14 protein-coding genes are annotated in these 16,020 nt (G+C 71.6%); 7 read left to right on the forward strand and 7 right to left on the reverse strand.

Going from position 1 to position 16,020, the window contains the following annotated elements:
- Positions 1–1,061: 1,061 nt before the first annotated feature.
- The 7 genes from fae to AAHG09_RS06055 all read right to left on the reverse strand — a co-directional run bounded on the left by fae (position 1,062) and on the right by AAHG09_RS06055 (position 7,912).
- The gene (gene fae / locus AAHG09_RS06025) at positions 1,062–1,574 is read right to left on the reverse strand and encodes a 5,6,7,8-tetrahydromethanopterin hydro-lyase (RefSeq protein WP_091713492.1); all 513 of its coding nucleotides are present in this window, start codon (positions 1,572–1,574) and stop codon (positions 1,062–1,064) included.
- A 237-nt stretch (positions 1,575–1,811) separates the two neighbouring features.
- The gene (locus AAHG09_RS06030; RefSeq protein ID WP_342106016.1) at positions 1,812–2,645 is read right to left on the reverse strand and encodes a triphosphoribosyl-dephospho-CoA synthase; all 834 of its coding nucleotides are present in this window, start codon (positions 2,643–2,645) and stop codon (positions 1,812–1,814) included.
- A complete protein-coding gene (locus tag AAHG09_RS06035; protein WP_342106017.1) occupies positions 2,642–3,550 on the reverse strand; it encodes an ATP-grasp domain-containing protein in 909 nt (302 codons plus the stop codon). The genes AAHG09_RS06030 and AAHG09_RS06035 overlap by 4 nt, the downstream gene beginning before the upstream one ends.
- A gap of 264 nt (positions 3,551–3,814) precedes the next feature.
- Entirely contained in the window at positions 3,815–4,789 is a 975-nt protein-coding gene (mch, locus tag AAHG09_RS06040; protein ID WP_342106018.1) for a methenyltetrahydromethanopterin cyclohydrolase, read from the reverse strand.
- A gap of 18 nt (positions 4,790–4,807) precedes the next feature.
- A complete protein-coding gene (locus tag AAHG09_RS06045) occupies positions 4,808–5,938 on the reverse strand; it encodes an ATP-grasp domain-containing protein (protein WP_342106019.1) in 1,131 nt (376 codons plus the stop codon).
- A 16-nt stretch (positions 5,939–5,954) separates the two neighbouring features.
- Positions 5,955–6,848 (reverse strand): NAD(P)-dependent methylenetetrahydromethanopterin dehydrogenase, encoded by an 894-nt coding sequence (locus AAHG09_RS06050; RefSeq protein ID WP_243998221.1) that lies wholly within the window; start codon positions 6,846–6,848, stop codon positions 5,955–5,957.
- Positions 6,849–6,934: 86 nt separating this feature from the next.
- Positions 6,935–7,912 carry a beta-ribofuranosylaminobenzene 5'-phosphate synthase family protein gene (locus AAHG09_RS06055; RefSeq protein ID WP_342106020.1) on the reverse strand — a complete coding sequence of 326 codons (978 nt, stop codon included), beginning with the start codon at positions 7,910–7,912 and terminating at the stop codon, positions 6,935–6,937.
- A 566-nt stretch (positions 7,913–8,478) separates the two neighbouring features.
- On the opposite strand from AAHG09_RS06055, the gene AAHG09_RS06060 reads away from it, so the two are divergent.
- The 7 genes from AAHG09_RS06060 (at position 8,479) to AAHG09_RS06090 (ending at position 15,981) form a co-directional block, all read left to right on the forward strand.
- On the forward strand, positions 8,479–9,549 hold the full coding sequence (locus tag AAHG09_RS06060; protein ID WP_342106021.1) for a formyltransferase: 1,071 nt from the start codon (positions 8,479–8,481) through the stop codon (positions 9,547–9,549).
- On the forward strand, positions 9,543–11,189 hold the full coding sequence (locus tag AAHG09_RS06065; RefSeq protein ID WP_342106022.1) for a formylmethanofuran dehydrogenase subunit A: 1,647 nt from the start codon (positions 9,543–9,545) through the stop codon (positions 11,187–11,189). Before AAHG09_RS06060 ends, AAHG09_RS06065 begins: the two co-directional genes overlap by 7 nt.
- A 207-nt stretch (positions 11,190–11,396) precedes the next feature.
- Positions 11,397–12,344: a formylmethanofuran--tetrahydromethanopterin N-formyltransferase gene (gene fhcD / locus AAHG09_RS06070; protein WP_342106024.1), complete on the forward strand. Its 948-nt coding sequence runs from the start codon at positions 11,397–11,399 to the stop codon at positions 12,342–12,344.
- A gap of 3 nt (positions 12,345–12,347) precedes the next feature.
- The gene (locus AAHG09_RS06075; RefSeq protein WP_342106026.1) at positions 12,348–13,142 is read left to right on the forward strand and encodes a formylmethanofuran dehydrogenase subunit C; all 795 of its coding nucleotides are present in this window, start codon (positions 12,348–12,350) and stop codon (positions 13,140–13,142) included.
- Positions 13,143–13,241: 99 nt separating this feature from the next.
- On the forward strand, positions 13,242–13,448 hold the full coding sequence (locus AAHG09_RS06080) for a hypothetical protein (protein ID WP_342106027.1): 207 nt from the start codon (positions 13,242–13,244) through the stop codon (positions 13,446–13,448).
- Positions 13,449–13,645: 197 nt separating this feature from the next.
- A complete protein-coding gene (locus tag AAHG09_RS06085; protein WP_342106028.1) occupies positions 13,646–15,280 on the forward strand; it encodes a sensor histidine kinase in 1,635 nt (544 codons plus the stop codon).
- Positions 15,277–15,981, forward strand: coding sequence for a response regulator transcription factor (locus tag AAHG09_RS06090; RefSeq protein ID WP_342106029.1), 705 nt, complete (start codon positions 15,277–15,279; stop codon positions 15,979–15,981). Before AAHG09_RS06085 ends, AAHG09_RS06090 begins: the two co-directional genes overlap by 4 nt.
- The last annotated feature ends 39 nt before the right edge of the window (positions 15,982–16,020 follow it).

Below are 16,020 nucleotides of genomic sequence, written 5' to 3' on the forward strand. Positions count from 1 at the left end.
GATGCACACATCTGAGTTGTGCATCGACGCTCGTGACGAAGCGTGACCGACCCCCTCTCCCGGGCGGGAGAGGGTTGGGGTGAGGGACGAGAAGTTCCAGGATCGAGCGCACCCTTGAAGCGCGGGCTCATTGCGCTTCGTTTTGAAAGCTCTCCTCCCTCACCCTCTCCCGCTCGGGAGAGGGGACGCACGCTCGAGTCTGAACCGGTGTGTCTGGACTTCAAGTATGAATCTTCAAGCCCTTGCGGGCGAGGGAGGGCGTGTCGACCGATCCATGCCTTGACAATATTCCTATTTTGTGCTCATTAGCCGCCACCTGTCCGCGGCGTTGCCGGGGTGACCCTTTGGGGTGATCCGGCGGCGTCCTTCGGGGGCCCGCCCGGTGGCTGACCGGTCGGGTCTGCGGATGGGGCGGTGCCCGCGTCGGTGGCTTCAGCCGCCATCGCCCCGGGCGGCGGAACCGGTACAGGGCGTGCTCGGATGCGGGGCGTGAGAAACAACGCTGAACCCGGCGGGGGGAGGAAATGACCCCCGCGCCGCCCCCCCTTCTGGGCCGACCCCACGTGACCTGCGGACCCGTCCACTACGAGGCGGGTAAACGGCTGGAAGGCCAAAGCGCTTTGCGGGTTCCGGCGGTGCCAGCACCGCGTCCGAGACCGTCTGCCGGCGCGTCGCAGGACCGGGCCGTCGCGAAGACGCCGCGACGAGAAAGACGGCAGCGATCAGGGACCATGCCCGGTCGATGCCGCGGGCGCCGCGTGGATCGGATCCCGCGCGTTTTTGGCCGACACCTGGGTTCCCGCGGCGTTCCGCGTCCCGCGTGTTGTTCTTGGGCCATGCCCCCGGCGCCGAATGGCGCGCGGGGACGATGATGCGCATCCGGACCCCATCCGGCCTTGCGTATCGGTCGCCCGCGAGGGCACGGCGGCCAAACGAAAAACGGGACGGCTTTCGCCGTCCCGTCCGGGGCCTACCTATCGGCCTAAGAAGATCGAAGCCAGTCGCTGGAGCAGGCCCCGCGGTGCGGGCGGAGGCTCGCTCTGCCCAGGACCGTCCCCGATCTAAGCGTTGGCGGCGAAGGGGTGCTGCGCCGAGTTGCGCTGCTCGGTGACCGTCGAAGCCTTCGGCTCGCCGTTGACGGCGCGCTGGATCGACAGCTTGGTCGCCTCGTAGTTGTACTTCTGGATCTTGGCGTCGTCGGCCGCCTCCCAGTGGATGAACACGCCGACCAGGATGAACAGGTCGTCGGCCTCGTCCGCCGGGATGATGCCCTCGGCCACCGCGTCCTGAACGGCCTTGGCAACGCCGTGCTGGGCCGGGCCGAACATCTGGACGGCCTGACGGGCGTCGTTGATGGTGACCTTGTTGAACATCAGGGTGTTGGGCTTGCAGGGCAGGTTCGGCGCGATGACCGCGAGCAGGCTGGTGAAGCCGTGCTTGTTGTTCACGAGGCCGTTGCAGAACGCCGTCTCGGCGGGCGAACCGCGCGGTCCGATGATGAGGTCGATGTGGGCGACCTCGTTGCCGTCGCCGACGAGGGCCTCGCCGACCTGAACCTTGGTGATCTTCGCCATTCGGTGTCTCTCCCTGGATTCCGAACTAGAGCCGCCGCGCCGGGGCAGCGCCGCGGCCGGGAAGCCATCCTTGTTATCGGCGCCCGACCACCGGCCGAGCCGGAAGGGTCGAGCCGGTTGGGCCGGACAGCGCGGCGGACCCTACAGCGGGGCCCTGCGGCTCACAACCCGCGCAAGGCCCTGCCGCGAAGGAATTTTTTTAGCCTACGCCCTCGGCAGCACGGGAACTTAAACGGCTCAGGCCAGCGCGGCGCCCGCTTCCGCCAGCGCGTCCCAGAACAGGGTCGCGACGGTGAAATCCGCGCTCGTGCCCGGGTTGAGGCCGCGCGCCTTCAGCGACGCGTCGAGGGTGAGCAGCGCCGCGACCGGCTGCGCGGCGAGGTCCAGCCCCGCCAGGCCTTCCTCAACTTCCCGGCGTAGTTCCTCGGCGGCGGCGCGGCCGTGCTTGCGGGCGACGTGGCTGTCCGGGACGGAGCGCAGATAGGCGAGATGCACGGCCGTGGTGCACCAGGACGGGTCGAGCCCCTGCCCCCGGGCCTCCGCGAGGGCCGGGAGGCCGATCGCCGTCAGGTCGTCGAAGCCGGTCCCATAGGCGCGGGCGATGCGGTCACGGTCGGCAGCCTCCGCCATCGCGTCGCGGAGGGAATCGGGGGCGGCGGCGGCAACATCGTGTCTGTCCGCCCGGCCGAGGCCGCCGGGATTGGCCAGCCGGATCGCCGCGAAGACCCCCGCGGCATCCGCACGGTCGAGGGTGTCCAGCACCGCCGCGACACCCTCCCCCCGCTCGGCCGCGGTGGCGAGCGGGGCGCAGAGGAGCAGGATGCCGAGATTGGTGTTCTGGCCCACCGCCGCCATCGTGGCCGCGACGCCGTCGCGGATCCGCGCGCCGACGCCCGCTCCGGGCCGCGCCAGGGCCGGAGCAGAGACCTCGGCGCTGGTGACGAAATCGGCCACCACCATGCGGTGGCCGGGGGCAAAGGCGTGGACGTTGCCGGGCTTCAGGGCGTCGAGCTCAGCGAGGCAGGCGGCCCGGTACAGGGTGCCGATCAGTCCCGGGTCGAGCCTCTTCATGCCACGACGAGCCGTGGCCGGCTCGCGCCCCGCGCCGCGGCCAGGAACCCGCGGACCACCGCGGCGGCGATATCGGTCTCGCACACGGTCTGGAGTCCCGACCAGGCCGGCATGGAATTGACCTCCAGGATGGAGAAGCCGCCCTCCCCGTCCTCGACCAGATCGACGCCGGAATAATCGACGCCGATTGCCTGCGCGGCGGCTTCGGCGAGTTCCGCGGCGGCGCGCGGCATGGCCCAGGGCAGCGGCCGGCCGCCCCGATGGACGTTGGTGATCCAGCCGTCGCCCTCGCGGATCATGCCGGCGATCGCCCGCCCGTCACAGACGAACACCCGGTAGTCGCGCCACAGCCCGTCGCGCCGCGGCACGTAGCGCTGGAGGTAGTAGACCCGGGCCACCGACTCCTCGTCGGGCAGATCCTCCGGGCGCTCGATCAGGGCGAGCCCCTCCCCCTGCGAGCCGAACAGCGGCTTGAGCACGAGGGGCGCGCCGGGCCGGGCTTCTGCAGCGACGAGGTCGGCCGCGGCCTCGCGCTTGGAAAACACCCAGGTCGCCGGGGTCGGCAGGCCGGCCCGGGCGATGAGCAGCGAGGTGGCGGCCTTGTCGACCGAGCGCTCGGTGGCGGTCGGGCTGTTCCACACGGTGACGCCCGCCGCCACCAGGGCGTGCAGCACGCCGAGCCGCATCGTGGTGGCTTCGAAGGTGCCGCCCGCAATCGTGCGCATCAGGACGCCGTCCGGAAGGGCATCGGGAAAGCCGGGTACACGCAGGGGCTCGCCGCCGCCGGTCACCACGGCGACGTCGGCGAGCGAGAACAGCACCGGCTCGAAGCCCTGAGCCTGGAGGGCCGTCAGCAGGCGGTTCTTGTGCCAGTTGCCGTTATCGGCCGCGAGCCCGATGCGCATGGGTGCCCAGTAGTTTGGAAGGGCTCGCCCGTACGGCGGCCTCGGGAAGTGGTTGTCCGCCGGGGCAGCGCGGAATCCTGCGCGTCCCGGGTTCGCACACCGATGGCGGCGGCATTCTCTCCTCCCCCTTGCGGGGAGGAGTCGAAGGTGGCGCAGGATGGGGTGAAGCGGTGCCGTCTGCACCACCCCCACCCCTGGCCCCTCCCCGCAAGGGGGAGGGAATGGCGCCCTCTTGCCGAAAGGTTCGACCTCGGAAAGAGGCCCTCAGGCGAAGGACGCCTCCACCAGCGACGGCTCCAGGCGGCCGCCGCGGTAGGTGGCGCCCGAGCGCACGGACGTGACGATCGCCTCGGCCGGAGAGAACAGCGCGCCGTCGATCTTGTAGAAGTCGCCGTTCACCCGGGAAAAGATCTCGGCGAAGGGCGCGCCGTGATCGCTCGACGTGGTCGAGGGCAACTGCTCGGCGAGTTGCTTGGCATCCGCATCGTCGGCATCCACGAAGAGCTGGACCCGGCCGCCGTAGATGATCGCGTCGTTGGTTCGGCCCATCGCCTTGATGAAGTCGGGATGGGGCGGCGACAGCGGGGCCGAGCCGATCCCGTCCACGATGGCGTGCAGGTCGAAGCCCACCGTGTGGGCCTTGTGCAGGGCGACCTCCAGCACGCGGGCCACCACTTGCGTCGAGCCGGCGAGGCTCTGGGTCGGCGCGAAGATGAAGGTCAGGTCCTCGGGCCGCAGGCCGGTGGCCTCGGCGACCTTGGTGACGACGCTGTCGGGCGGCCCGCCGGCGGCCTCGAGCACAAGGGCGGTGCTGGTCGCCGAATCGCGGTAGCCGAGTTCCTGGTACAGGTCCTCGACCACCGCCACCGCCCGGCCCGGGCCCGAGCCGAGGGCGAAGAAGCCGGAATCGCCGGTCTCGTCGGCGAGGCTCCAGCCCGCATACTGGCTGCCGAGGCAGGCGAGCACCGGATCGGCGGCATGCACCGTCACCGAATAGGGCCAGGACGCGATCGGCCCGCTCGGCGCGATGGTGACGGTGCCGAGGCCGCCGAGGCAGATCTCGGCGATGCGCCGCCCGGCCTCGATCGATCCCCGCGCCTGCGCCCCGGCATCGACCATCCGGGCACCGCCCGCCGCCTGCGACACGGAGAGCCGCAGGGTCGCGGCGTCGGCCACGAGGCGCTCGACCAGCGGGCCCGAGAGCGCGTTGATGCTGGGGTAGGACGGACTGGCACTCATCACGGGGCTTCCTCGAACTTATGTTTTCTGCGCTGCGAGGGCCGCCCGCAGGCAGGCCGTTCGCGATTCCAACAGGTCGAGCGCCTCCGCCCGGTCCGCGCCTTCGGCCAGCACCGTGCAGAGCGGCGCGTCGCGGCGGACCACCGAGCCGGGGCGCGGTCGGTCACGCACGCAGTCCGGCCAATCATGGTCCGGCACAGGCGCAAGCTCCCGGTCGGCGTAACAGATCTGCGCCGCCGCCGCACCCACCGGCGGGGCGCCGAGTTCGGGCATCGCGCCGAGGCAGGCACCGATATGGGCTCCCAGCAACGGTACCGGGCGCCGGTCGAGGAGATCGAGCGTCGCGCCGGGGCGGGGATTGATCTCCATCAGCCACCAGTCGGCGCCGTCGACCAGGATGTCGGCGCTGGCGAGCCCCCTCAGCCCGGTCGCCGCCACGATGCGGGCGGTCGCGTCCGCGATCGCCGCAACGAGGCGTTCGGGCAGAGCCGGCGGCTCGGCGGCGCCGCGGGTCACCGCCCCGGCATAGCGGTAGGGCCGGATCGGGGTCGGCGCGCACCATTGCTCGGTCGCGGCCAGGATCCGGATGGCGCGGCCGTCGGCAAGGACGTTCAGGGCATGGGCCCGGCCGGGGACGCGCGCCTGAAAATAATGGCCCGGTGGCGCGGATGACCGCGTCGCCGCGCGGATATGGCCGCCGCCGCTTCCGCCGGTTCGCTTGAGCAGCCATCGCGATGGTTCGGCCGGCGGATCCAGCGCGATTGCGGGATGCGGCACGTCATGGCGCGCGCAGAGGGCCGCGAAGGCAACCGGATCTTTGAGGCTTACGATGGTCTCCGCGGTGGCGCCGAGCAGCCGGTGTCGGCGAGCGAATTCCGCCACGAGGCCCGGCGCGTCCTCGAAGCCGCTGCCCAGGACGAGGCCGAGCGGGTGCCCGGCCGCCCCCGCGAGGTCGTCGAGGGCGGCCAGCGTCTCGGCGGCGCAGGGCGCCGTGCCGAAGCGGCCCGGCAACGGACGATAGGCCTCGGCGGCGGCCAGGGTATCCGAATCCCCGAACAGGTCGGCCACGTAGGGCCGCAGGCCGGCGCGGCGCGCCGCCTGCGCCAGGGCACGCCCGGCCTGGGTGGCGATCAGGATCGCGTCGGCCATCCGGGCCGGGTCGACCCTAGCCCGCGATCTCGACCGCGAGGGTGTAGGCGTCGCGGAAATCGAGGCAGAGCGGCGTGTCGGAGGCCAGCATCCGGTCGAACAGGCGGCGCTGCGTCTGGTACTTCACATTCCCCACAGCCAGCGCGCCGATGCCGACACCCTTGCCGGTGGGCAAGGGCACGTCCACGGCGTTCACGTCGATCCCCGCGATGCCGGCGGGCGGCACGGCGTTGACGTCCGAGGCCACGAGGAGCTTCGGCGCCGATTGCAGATCCTCGGCCGTCAGGATCGGGATGCCGGCCGGGCCGGCCGAGAGGATCACGTCGGCGTCCCGGATCGCGACGCGGCGATCCTCGGGCGTCGTCCCGTCGACGGCACCGACCTCGATGCCGAAGCGCCACTTCATCGTGAAGGCGATTTTCGAGACGCGCTCCTCGCCGTCATGGCCGACCAGAACGGTGGTGGCGCCCTGCAGCGCGCCGATCACCGCCGCCACGTAGGCGACGACGCCGGCGCCGCCGAAGATCACGATGCGCTTGCCCTGAAGGTCGGTGTTGAACGTCTGCCGCAGCGCCCGGGAGACCTGCGCCACCATCGCGGCGCCGGTGGTGAACGAGCCCGCCGGGTCGGCGAAGACGTGGTTCACGAAGGGCGGCACGAAGGCCTTCTTGGCCCGGTCGACCATGTCGAGGGCATCCTCGGCGTTCTTGCCGCCGATGAAGATGCCGGTCCGCGTCCCATCCGCCGGGGACCGCGAGAAGATCGAATCCTGGGTGAGCGACACTACATCGGCGAGGCTGACCTCCGTGTAGGTCACCACCGTCTCGAACCCGGCATCGACGGCCATGTTCACATCGAACGGGCTCATGTGCCGGAGGGGCGTGAGCATATGCAGGATCGAGCGGGCCATGGCTTCCCCAAGCGGCGCGTAACCGGTGCACCTCACCATCGTCCAAACCCGGAGCGGGGTTCCGGGTCAAGCCCGGGACGGGTGCCTCAGGTCGGACCGGTTACCGAAGCGCCAGCGTTTCGGCCGCGGGCGATGACGAACCGGAGCGGGCCGCCGCGGTCGAGACCGGCCACCAGGGCGCGGGCGTCGGCCTCCGAGGGCATCAGCACGAATCCCGTCGGTCCCCAGGAGGATTGCCCGTAGCCCGGCACGCCCTGTGCGGCGACGCTCGCCAGCACCTGCGCCACCGCCGTGCTGGCGTAGCGGCCGCCCTGGTGAGGGGCGAAATGATCGCCGATCAGGTCCTGGATCCGGGTGATTCCGGCGCCAAAAGCCTGCGGCTCCGCAAGGGCGGCGGCCGGCAGGACCTGCATCAGCGTGATTCGGCAGATCTCGGCAGCCTGCGCTTCAGGAAAGCGTGGCAGGTCGCGGAACGCCTCTACTTCCGGTACGCCGTGGACCCCGTCCCGCTCGGGGTCGATGATCAGGACGATGCGCCAAGGGTCGGGATAGGGCAGGCGCGCGATGACCGGCGGCGGCCCGCCATCGGGTCCACGCCCGCCATCGACGATCAGACCGCCCTCGGTGAAGGCGCACAGGCCGACGCCGGACCGGTTGCCGCGATCGAGCGTGGCGGCGAAGGCCGCGGCGGCGAAGGGTGTTCCGTTCAGGCGGGCCATCGCGGCCGCCACTGCGAGCCCGAGCTGGGTGCCGGAGCCGAAGCCGGCGTGAGCGGGGATGGCCCGCTCGACCGTGATCGCCACGCCCGTGTCGCGCCCGAGATGGGCGGCGGCGGCCTCGGCGTAGCCGCGCACGCGCTCGGCTTCGGGGCCTGCGACCGTGAGGTGCGCCGAGCGCCGCACCGTGAGCGCCAGGGAGGGCTCGTCGATGGCGAGGCCGATGCTGCCGAAGCGCCGGCCGAGGCCGCCGTGCAGGTCCAGGAAGCCGAAATGCAGCCGCGCGGGTGCCTCGACCCGCACGGAGAGCTCCGCAGCTGCTTCGTTCCGCCCGGGGACCTCAGCCACCAAAAAATCCTCGAATCTCGCCTGCCCGGCGCGCTTGTCACACGCGTGCCGGGACTGGGGCAACGGCGCGGACCGAGTTCGGGTTCGTCGCGCCCGGATGGGCCGGAGCTGCGGTCGTGTCGCGCGGCTCGCGCGGGCCGTCCGCATGCGTGTCCCCGACCGGCTCCCGCATACGCCCGACCATGCGCCCGACTGGCCCGGAAGCGACCCGGCGAAGGGCGATGAACAACATCTTTTCCTGGCCCAGGCCGCTTCGATGAACGGCGATCGGCGACCCGGCGCGGACCGGAAGCTGCGCTAGATGGGAGCCGCCAGAACCGGCGAACGGACCGCCTGCTACCTGTTTCCAGTCCCGCAATCCCGCCGCCCCCCCCTTGCCGCGACGGGTCGATGAATGCAAACCTAGGCCCTGCGACGGCGTGCCGAGTTTGCCGTCTGCCCGGAACTTGACGGGTGGGCGTGCCATTCCGACGCTGCGGGAGCCCTGTTTCGGGGTGGCTCGCTTCGTCCGGTCTTACGGCCGTCGCCCGCTCCGAATCCAAGACAAGAACGGCGCGAGAGGGAGCATGGCAGCCTGGGTGAAGGGTGGCGCGACGGACGCGGGCACCGCCATCGAGGCGGCCGCATCCCTGCTCGCCAAAGCGCGCGCGCCGGTGATCGCCGGCCTCAGCGCCGACGTGGCCGCGATTCGCGCCGCCTACGATCTCGCGGGGCGCATCGGCGCCTCCGTCGACACCGCCGGTTCGGCCGGCACCTATGCCGAATTGGGGGCGCTAAGCCGGGTCGGCGCCCTGACGTCGACGCCCGCCGAGGCCGTCGGGCGCGCCGATGCGGTGCTGGTGGTGGGCGCCGCCCCCTGGCAGGCGCCGCTGATGAAGCGCCTGATCGATACGAAGCCGACCCGCGGCCGTGCCGCCGGGTCCGACCGCGCCGTGCTGGCGGTCGGGGCCAACGCCTCCGCGTCGTTGGCGTGGCCGGCCGAGGGCGGCCTCACCGAGGCCGTCGGCGTGCTGCGCGCCTATGCCCGCGGCCATCTCGCCGGCGACGCGCTGCCCGGGCAGATCGCCGCCCGGCTCGCCTCCGCACAATACGGCGTCCTGCTCTACGACCCCGCCGAGCTCGGCGAGGCCGGCATCGAGATGCTCCAGGGCCTCGCCATGGAGCTGAGCGAGACGACCCGCTGCTTCACCCTCGCCACCGGCGGCATTGGGCAGGATCGGGCCGTGGTGCCGGTCTCGGCCTGGATGACCGGTCAGGCGCCGCGCAGCGGCTTCGGCCGGCGCGTGCCCGAGCATGACCCCTGGCGCTTCGATGCCGCCCGGCAGGTCGCCGCCGGCGAGGCCGACGCGGTGCTCTGGCTCGCCTCCGTGCCGGTGGCGCGCCCGGACTGGCTGTCCGCAATCCCCTCCGTGGCGCTGGTCGCGGATGGCGAGGCGAAGGCCGGCGAGATCGTCATCGCGGTCGGCCTGCCCGGCCGCGACCACGGTGGCGTCCTTTGGAACGAGCCGCGTGCCGCGCTGACCTACTGGCCGGCCTCGGCGCCCACGGATCTGCCGTCGGCCGCGTCGATCCTCGGCGCTTTGAAGGAGCGCCTGATCTCCGGCCAGACCGCGTCGAGGAGTGAACCCGCATGCTGAGCGTGATTCGGGGCGGGCGCGTCGTCGATCCGACCGCGTCCCGCGATTCCGTCGGGGATGTCTGGATCGAGGACGGCCAGATCATCGATCCGCCGGGCCGCGAGGCCGACGCCGTCATCGATGCGGCGGGCTGCGTGGTGATGGCCGGCGGCGTCGAGGTGCATTCGCACATCGCGGGCGGCAACGTGATCACCTCGCGCCTGCTCCTGCCCGATCTCTACGTGAGCGAGGCGGCGCCCGAGGGCCATCCGTTTGCGCATGCCGGCGGGGCCGCGGCCTGGATCGGCTCGACCTACGCGCGGATGGGCTACACCACCGCGGTCGAGCCCGCGATGCCGCCGACCCATGCGCTCGCCACGCAGCTCGAACTCGCCGACATCCCGCTGCTCGACCGCGGCGCGCTCACCGTGATGGGCAACGACGACCAGCTGCTGCAGCTGCTGCGCGAGCGCCAGGGCGGCAACGCCGTGCGCGACCTCGTCAGCCTGTCGGTGGCGCAGTCGCGCGGGCTGGGCGTGAAGTGCATCAACGCGGGCGGTGCCTCCGCCTTCAAGGACGGGGCGCTTCGCCTGTCGCTCGACGACGAGATCCCCTGCTACGGTCTCTCGACGCGGCAGATCATGGGTTCGCTCCTCGACGCGGTCGAGGAGATCGGCGTGCCGCATCCGCTGCACGTCCACTGCAACAATCTGGGCCTGCCGGGCGCCGACGACAGCTTCATGGCCACGCTCGACGCGGCGGAAGGCCGGCGCATCCACTTCGCGCACGCGCAGTTCTACGCCTACGGCGCGGTCGATCCGGCCAACCCCGGCACCGGCGGCTTCCGCTCGGCCGCCGAGCGGATCGCGCAGGCCATCACCGACAATCCGAACGCGACTCTCGATATCGGCCAGGTGGTGTTCGGCCAGACGGTCACGGTGTCCCTGGATATCCTGCGCCAATTCGCGGGGCGGAAGGGCGCCAACCCGAAGAAGTGGGTGCTGAACGCGGGCGATGCCGAAGGCGGCGGCGTGGTCCCGTTCCTGTACCGGCCAAAAGGCCTGACCAGCTCGCTGCAATGGGCGATCGGCCTGGAGATCATGCTGCTCTCCACGGACCCTGAGCGGACGATCCTGACGACGGACCATCCGAACGGCGGCCCGTTCACCCAGTACCCGCGCATCATCCACCTGCTGATGGACAAGTCCGAGCGCGACCGCGAGATCGCGACGCTGCCCAAGATCGTGGGCGAGCGGTCGAGCCTGCCGGGACTGGAGCGGGAATACACGCTTTCCGAGATCGCGCAGCTCACCCGATCCGGGCCGGCCAAGCTCCTGGGGCTGTCGGACCGCGGCCATCTGCGGGCCGGAGCCCGGGCGGATGTCGCAGTCTACCGGGACGACGCCAACCGCACCGCGATGTTCAACGCGGCCAAGCTCGTCCTCAAGGACGGCGTGCCGATCGTCGAGGATGGCGAGGTGGTGGAGTGGCGCTCCGGGCGCACCCTCTCGCTCACCGTCGAGGCCGACAAGGCCATGGCGAAGCGTGCCGACACCTATCTCACGGAACGGTTCGGCGAAGGCCTGGACAGCTTCGCGGTGCCCGACGCCGCGTTCGGCGAGGGCCCGGAGAATTTCGAGGCGGTGCCATGTCGGGTATGACTCACGCCGCCCTCCCTCCCCCCTCTGCGGGGGAGGGTACCCTGCGAAGCAGGGGGGGAGAGGGGAGCGCCGCTTCAACCAGGATCTCGCCCGATGTGAAGGCCGTACCCTTCTCGGAAGCCGGGTTCCCCTCTCCCGACCCCCTTCGGGGGCCACCCTCCCCCGCAGAGGGGGGAGGGATAAGGCCGTCGCGGAAGTCCCAAAACAATGTCTGACCTCTCCCTCAACGGCATCCGGGTGATCGACACCTTCGCGGAGGCGTTCGACGTGGCCGGCACGGCCATCGTCGTCACGAACGACACCGCCAAATGGGCGATGATCGCCGCCACCACGATGACGGGCTTCGCCACCTCGGTGATCGGCTGCGGCGCCGAGGCCGGGATCGACGCCGAGCTGTCGCCGGATGAGACTCCGGATGGGCGGCCGGGCGTGCGCATCCTGCTGTTCGGCTTCGAGCCGAACGGGCTCAAGGACCAGCTGATCAAGCGGGTCGGCCAGTGCATCCTCACCTGCCCGGGCACGGCCTGCTACGCGGGTGTCGAGGGGCCGACCAAGATCAAGCTCGGCGGCGCGATCCGCTATTTCGGCGACGGGTTCGCGGTGGCCAAGCGCCTGTCCGACGCCGCCGGCAAGGAGCGGCGCTACTGGCGCATCCCGGTCATGGACGGCGAGTTCCTCTGCGAGGATTCGGTCCGGGCCGTCGATGGCGCGGTCGGCGGCGGCAACCTGCTGTTCCTCGGGCGCACCCATGCCGAGACGCTGAAGGTCGCCGAGGTGGCGGTGGAGGCCGCCAAGGCGGTGCCGGGCGCGATCCTGCCCTTCCCGGGCGGCATCGTGCGCTCCGGCTCGAAGGTCGGTGGGCGGACCAAGGGCATGATGGCCTCGACCAACGACGCCTACTGCCCGACCCTCAAGGGCCGTGCCGGCTCGGCGCTGCCAGCGGAATGCGGCGTGGTGCTGGAGATCGTGATCGACGCCCTCACCTCGCAGGGCGTGTCCGACTCGATGCGCGCCGGCCTGCACGCCGCCACCGAGATCGGCGGCAAGCACGGGCTGATTGCCGTGACGGCGGGCAATTACGGCGGCAATCTCGGCCGCCACCACTACCACCTGCGCGATCTGATCGCGCGCGACGACGCCAAGCCGGAGGGCTGAGCCGTGAGCACCCTCACCCTGCGCGAAGCGCCGCCCGAGCGCTTGGATTTCCTCAACATCAACCCCCTGGCGCTGAGCCGCCTGTCCCAGGGCGAGGCCGAGCGCCTGGAGGTCGGCACGACCCGGACGGGCGTGCGCCTCGGCGACTGCTTCTCCGTGGCCCTCGATAAGTCCGACACCCTCACCATCGAGGGCGGCCACGAGCGCCTGGATCGGGTCGGGGCCTCCCTGTCGGAGGGCACGATCCGGGTGACCGGCGATGTCGGCCAGCGCGTCGGCGCCGGCATGGCGGGCGGCAGCCTGACGGTCACCGGCAATGCCGGCCCCTATGCGGCCTCCGGCGCCACCGGCGGCACGATCACCATCGCGGGCGATGCCGGCGACCATGCCGGCGGTGCGGTCTACGCCGCCAAGGTGGGGCTCGACGGGGCGACGCTGATCATCCGCGGTACCGCAGGCGTCCATCTCGGCGACCGGATGCGGCGCGGGACGATCCTGGCGGGGCGGGCGGGTGCCCTGGCGGGTTCGCGCATGATCGCCGGTACCCTGGCGGCCCTGTCGGTCGGCGACCATCCGGGTCTCGGCATGCGCCGCGGGACGCTTCTGCTTGGCGCCCACGGTCGGATGGCCGAGACCTTCGTGGAGACCGGCGCGCACGATCTCGTGTTCCTGCGGCTCCTGGCCAAGGCCCTGCGCGGCCTCAGCCCGGAGCACGCCGACCTGCTGGCCAAGCCCCTGCGGCGCTATTCCGGCGATCTCGCCACCATCGCGAAGGGCGAGATCTGGGTCGCGGCCTGATGCCGCCCGGGCCAGGGACGTCTGGGCAAGGGGCGTGAACGCGTCCTATGCTCCCGATCAAGCCGGCCCGCATGAGACCGGCAATCCGGGAACGCGCCCATGCTGCTGCTGCTGTCGATCTGCCTCGTCGCCCAGCCCTCGACCTGTCGCGAGGACCGGATCGAGATGTCGTTCGAGAAGTCGAGCCCCTTCGTCTGCCTGCGCAACTCCCAGAGCGCGCTGGCGACCTGGCAGGCGTCCCATCCCGAATGGCACGTCGAGCGCTGGCGCTGCGCCGCCAAGGGCAGCGTGCCGAAGGATCTCTGAGCGGGACCGATGGCCGGATCACGCTTCTCCCACCCACCACCTCATCCTGAGGTGCCGGAGCGCAGCGGAGGCCTCGAAGGCGGGGTCCAGGGATCGCACGGCCGGCTGGAGAGTGCCTGCGAGGTGGCTGCGCCGCACCTCAGGATGAGGGCGGGGGTGGATCAACGGACATCAGCTTTCGCGGCAGGGGCGCGACCATGCGCTCGCTGAAGATCCGCTTCGCGCTTCTGCTGGGCGGCACCGCCGTCGTGGTGATGCTCGCCGCCGTGGCCGCTTTGGCAGCGATCGGAGCGGCCGAGCGGACGGTCGACCGGACGCTCGAAGCGCAGCGGCGACTTGAACTGCTCGCCGAGCTGTCGGGACGCCTGACGCAGTTCGGCCTGGCCGCTGTCGAGACCGTCGGCAATCCCGACGGCCAGCCCGAGGCGATGGCCATCGCCCGCGACAACGCTGACCGCGCGCTGCGGACCGTCGACGAGGCGTTGGCGAAGAGCTTTCCGCCGAGCGACGACCCCGCGGATCGGATGCAGTATGCTGCGCGGACCCGTCCGATGGCTGCTCTGCGGGCCGCCCGCGCCGTCCTCGACCGGCAGGTCGCGCTGATCAGCCGTCAGACCGATCCCGAGAAGCGCCAGGATTCGATCAAGGGCGCGCTCAACGGTTTTGGCGCCATGACGGGCCAGCCGCTCTCCTTCCTGATCGAGGCCGAGCGGCGCAGCATGGCGCTCGGCTCCGAGCAGGCCCGCGCCCTCTCGGAGCGCCTGCGCCTCGCCGCTGCTGCGGCGGTGACGGCGGCCCTGGTTCTGCTGGCGATCCTCTATCGCGGCGTCACCCGGCCGACCCTGGCGCGGATCGAGGAGGTGCGCCGGGCCGCGAGCGCCATCGGCCACGGCGCCCTGGATACCCGCCTCTCCGTGGCGACCCGGGACGAGCTCGGCCTGCTGATGACCAACGTCAACCGGATGGCGGCCCGCCTCGCCCGGCGGGAATCGCGGGTCGCGGCCGATCGGGCGGCGCTGGAGGACACCGTCGCGGCCCGGACGGCGGATCTCCGGGCCGCCAACGCGCGGCTCGAATCCGTGGATCAGTCGCGGCGCCGCTTCTTCGCCGATGTCAGCCACGAGCTGCGCACGCCGCTCACCGTGATCCTGGGCGAGTGCGACCTCGCCCTGCGCGGCGCCTCCCGCGGCGGCGATCCGGGACCGGTCTTCGCGACGATCAAGAAGCGGGCGCAGCGGCTGAAGCTGCGAGTCGAGGACCTGCTCCGCGTCGCCCGGTCCGAGACCGGCGAGATCGCGTTCGACAAGCGCCCGCTCGGATTGGCCCTCGTCCTGTCGGAGGCGGTGGACAACATGGCTTCGGAGGCGGCCCGCCGCCGGGTCACCCTCACCCTCGATCCGGGCAATCAGGATGTCGAATGCGTCGCCGATCGTGAATGGATCCGGCAGACCGTCGAGAGCCTCGTGGATAATGCCCTGCGCCACGCCGCCGGTCTCACCCGGGTCGAGGTCGCGCTGACGGCGGCGCCCGGGCCCGCGGGCCGGATCACCATCACGGATGACGGGCCGGGCTTCGACGCCTCCGAGGCCGAGCTGTTCGAGCGCTTCAAGCGGGGCGCCGGCGCGGGACCCGACGAGACCGGCTTCGGCATCGGCCTCGCCCTGGCGCGCTGGATCGTCGAGCAGCATGGCGGCACCATCCGCCTCGGCGTGGGTCCGGACGGGCGCGGCGCCCGCGTGAGCCTGGACATCCCGGCGCTCGATCCGGCATGGGAGGTGGGCACGGTCGGGGACACGGCCGGCGCCGCACAGGTGAGGGAGCCGGCCGCATGACGCGGATCCTGATCGTCGAGGACGATGTCGACATCCGCGGCCTGCTGGCCCGCGGCCTGGAGGCGGAGGGGTTCGAGGTCGGCACGGCGGCCTGCGTCGACGAGGCCCTGAAGGCCGCACATGATCCCGCCCCCGGCGCCGTGCTCCTCGACATCAACCTGCCGGACGGGTCTGGCCACGATGTCTGCCGGTCCCTGCGCGAAGGCGGATTCCCCGGCGCCATCCTGTTCCTGTCGGCCCGCGACGAGATCCGCGATCGCGCCGAGGGTCTGGCGCTCGGGGCGGACGACTACATCGTGAAGCCCTTCGAGTTCGACGAGCTCGTGGCGCGCCTGCGCACCCACCTGATGCGGCGCGAGCAGGCCGAGGCGCCGCGCTCGCGGATCACGGCGGGCCGGCTGAGCCTCGACCTCGATACCCGTCAGGCGAGCTGCGGCGAGGCCAGCGCCCGCCTCACCCCCCGCGAGGCCGACCTGCTCGCCATGCTGATGGAGAGCATCGGCAAGCCGGTCTCCCGGGCCGACATCTTCGACCGGCTCTGGGCGAGCCAGGGCGGCCTCTCGCTCAATGTGGTCGACGTCTATATCGGCTACCTGCGCTCGAAGATGGCCGACTTCGTCCGCTACGGCGGCCCGGCGCTGACGACCGTGCGCGGCAAGGGCTTCATGCTGGAGTTGCGCGGCCCCGATTTTCGACAATGACCGACTATACTTAAGTCTTAGGTGCCGACGTTTCCCGTA

This window comes from Methylobacterium guangdongense (assembly GCF_038442355.1).
Taxonomy (GTDB): domain Bacteria; phylum Pseudomonadota; class Alphaproteobacteria; order Rhizobiales; family Beijerinckiaceae; genus Methylobacterium; species Methylobacterium guangdongense.

Bases quoted from the DNA above. Each gene is read 5' to 3' on its own strand.
- fhcD (WP_342106024.1), top strand. From the start codon at position 11,397: ATGTCTGACCTCTCCCTCAACGGCATCCGGGTGATCGACACCTTCGCG.
- AAHG09_RS06035 (WP_342106017.1), bottom strand. From the start codon at position 3,550: ATGCGCATCGGGCTCGCGGCCGATAACGGCAACTGGCACAAGAACCGC.
- AAHG09_RS06060 (WP_342106021.1), top strand. From the start codon at position 8,479: ATGGCAGCCTGGGTGAAGGGTGGCGCGACGGACGCGGGCACCGCCATC.
- AAHG09_RS06090 (WP_342106029.1), top strand. From the start codon at position 15,277: ATGACGCGGATCCTGATCGTCGAGGACGATGTCGACATCCGCGGCCTG.
- AAHG09_RS06030 (WP_342106016.1), bottom strand. From the start codon at position 2,645: ATGAAGAGGCTCGACCCGGGACTGATCGGCACCCTGTACCGGGCCGCC.
- fae (WP_091713492.1), bottom strand. From the start codon at position 1,574: ATGGCGAAGATCACCAAGGTTCAGGTCGGCGAGGCCCTCGTCGGCGAC.
- AAHG09_RS06085 (WP_342106028.1), top strand. From the start codon at position 13,646: ATGCGCTCGCTGAAGATCCGCTTCGCGCTTCTGCTGGGCGGCACCGCC.
- mch (WP_342106018.1), bottom strand. From the start codon at position 4,789: ATGAGTGCCAGTCCGTCCTACCCCAGCATCAACGCGCTCTCGGGCCCG.
- AAHG09_RS06045 (WP_342106019.1), bottom strand. From the start codon at position 5,938: ATGGCCGACGCGATCCTGATCGCCACCCAGGCCGGGCGTGCCCTGGCG.
- AAHG09_RS06065 (WP_342106022.1), top strand. From the start codon at position 9,543: ATGCTGAGCGTGATTCGGGGCGGGCGCGTCGTCGATCCGACCGCGTCC.
- AAHG09_RS06080 (WP_342106027.1), top strand. From the start codon at position 13,242: ATGCTGCTGCTGCTGTCGATCTGCCTCGTCGCCCAGCCCTCGACCTGT.
- AAHG09_RS06050 (WP_243998221.1), bottom strand. From the start codon at position 6,848: ATGGCCCGCTCGATCCTGCATATGCTCACGCCCCTCCGGCACATGAGC.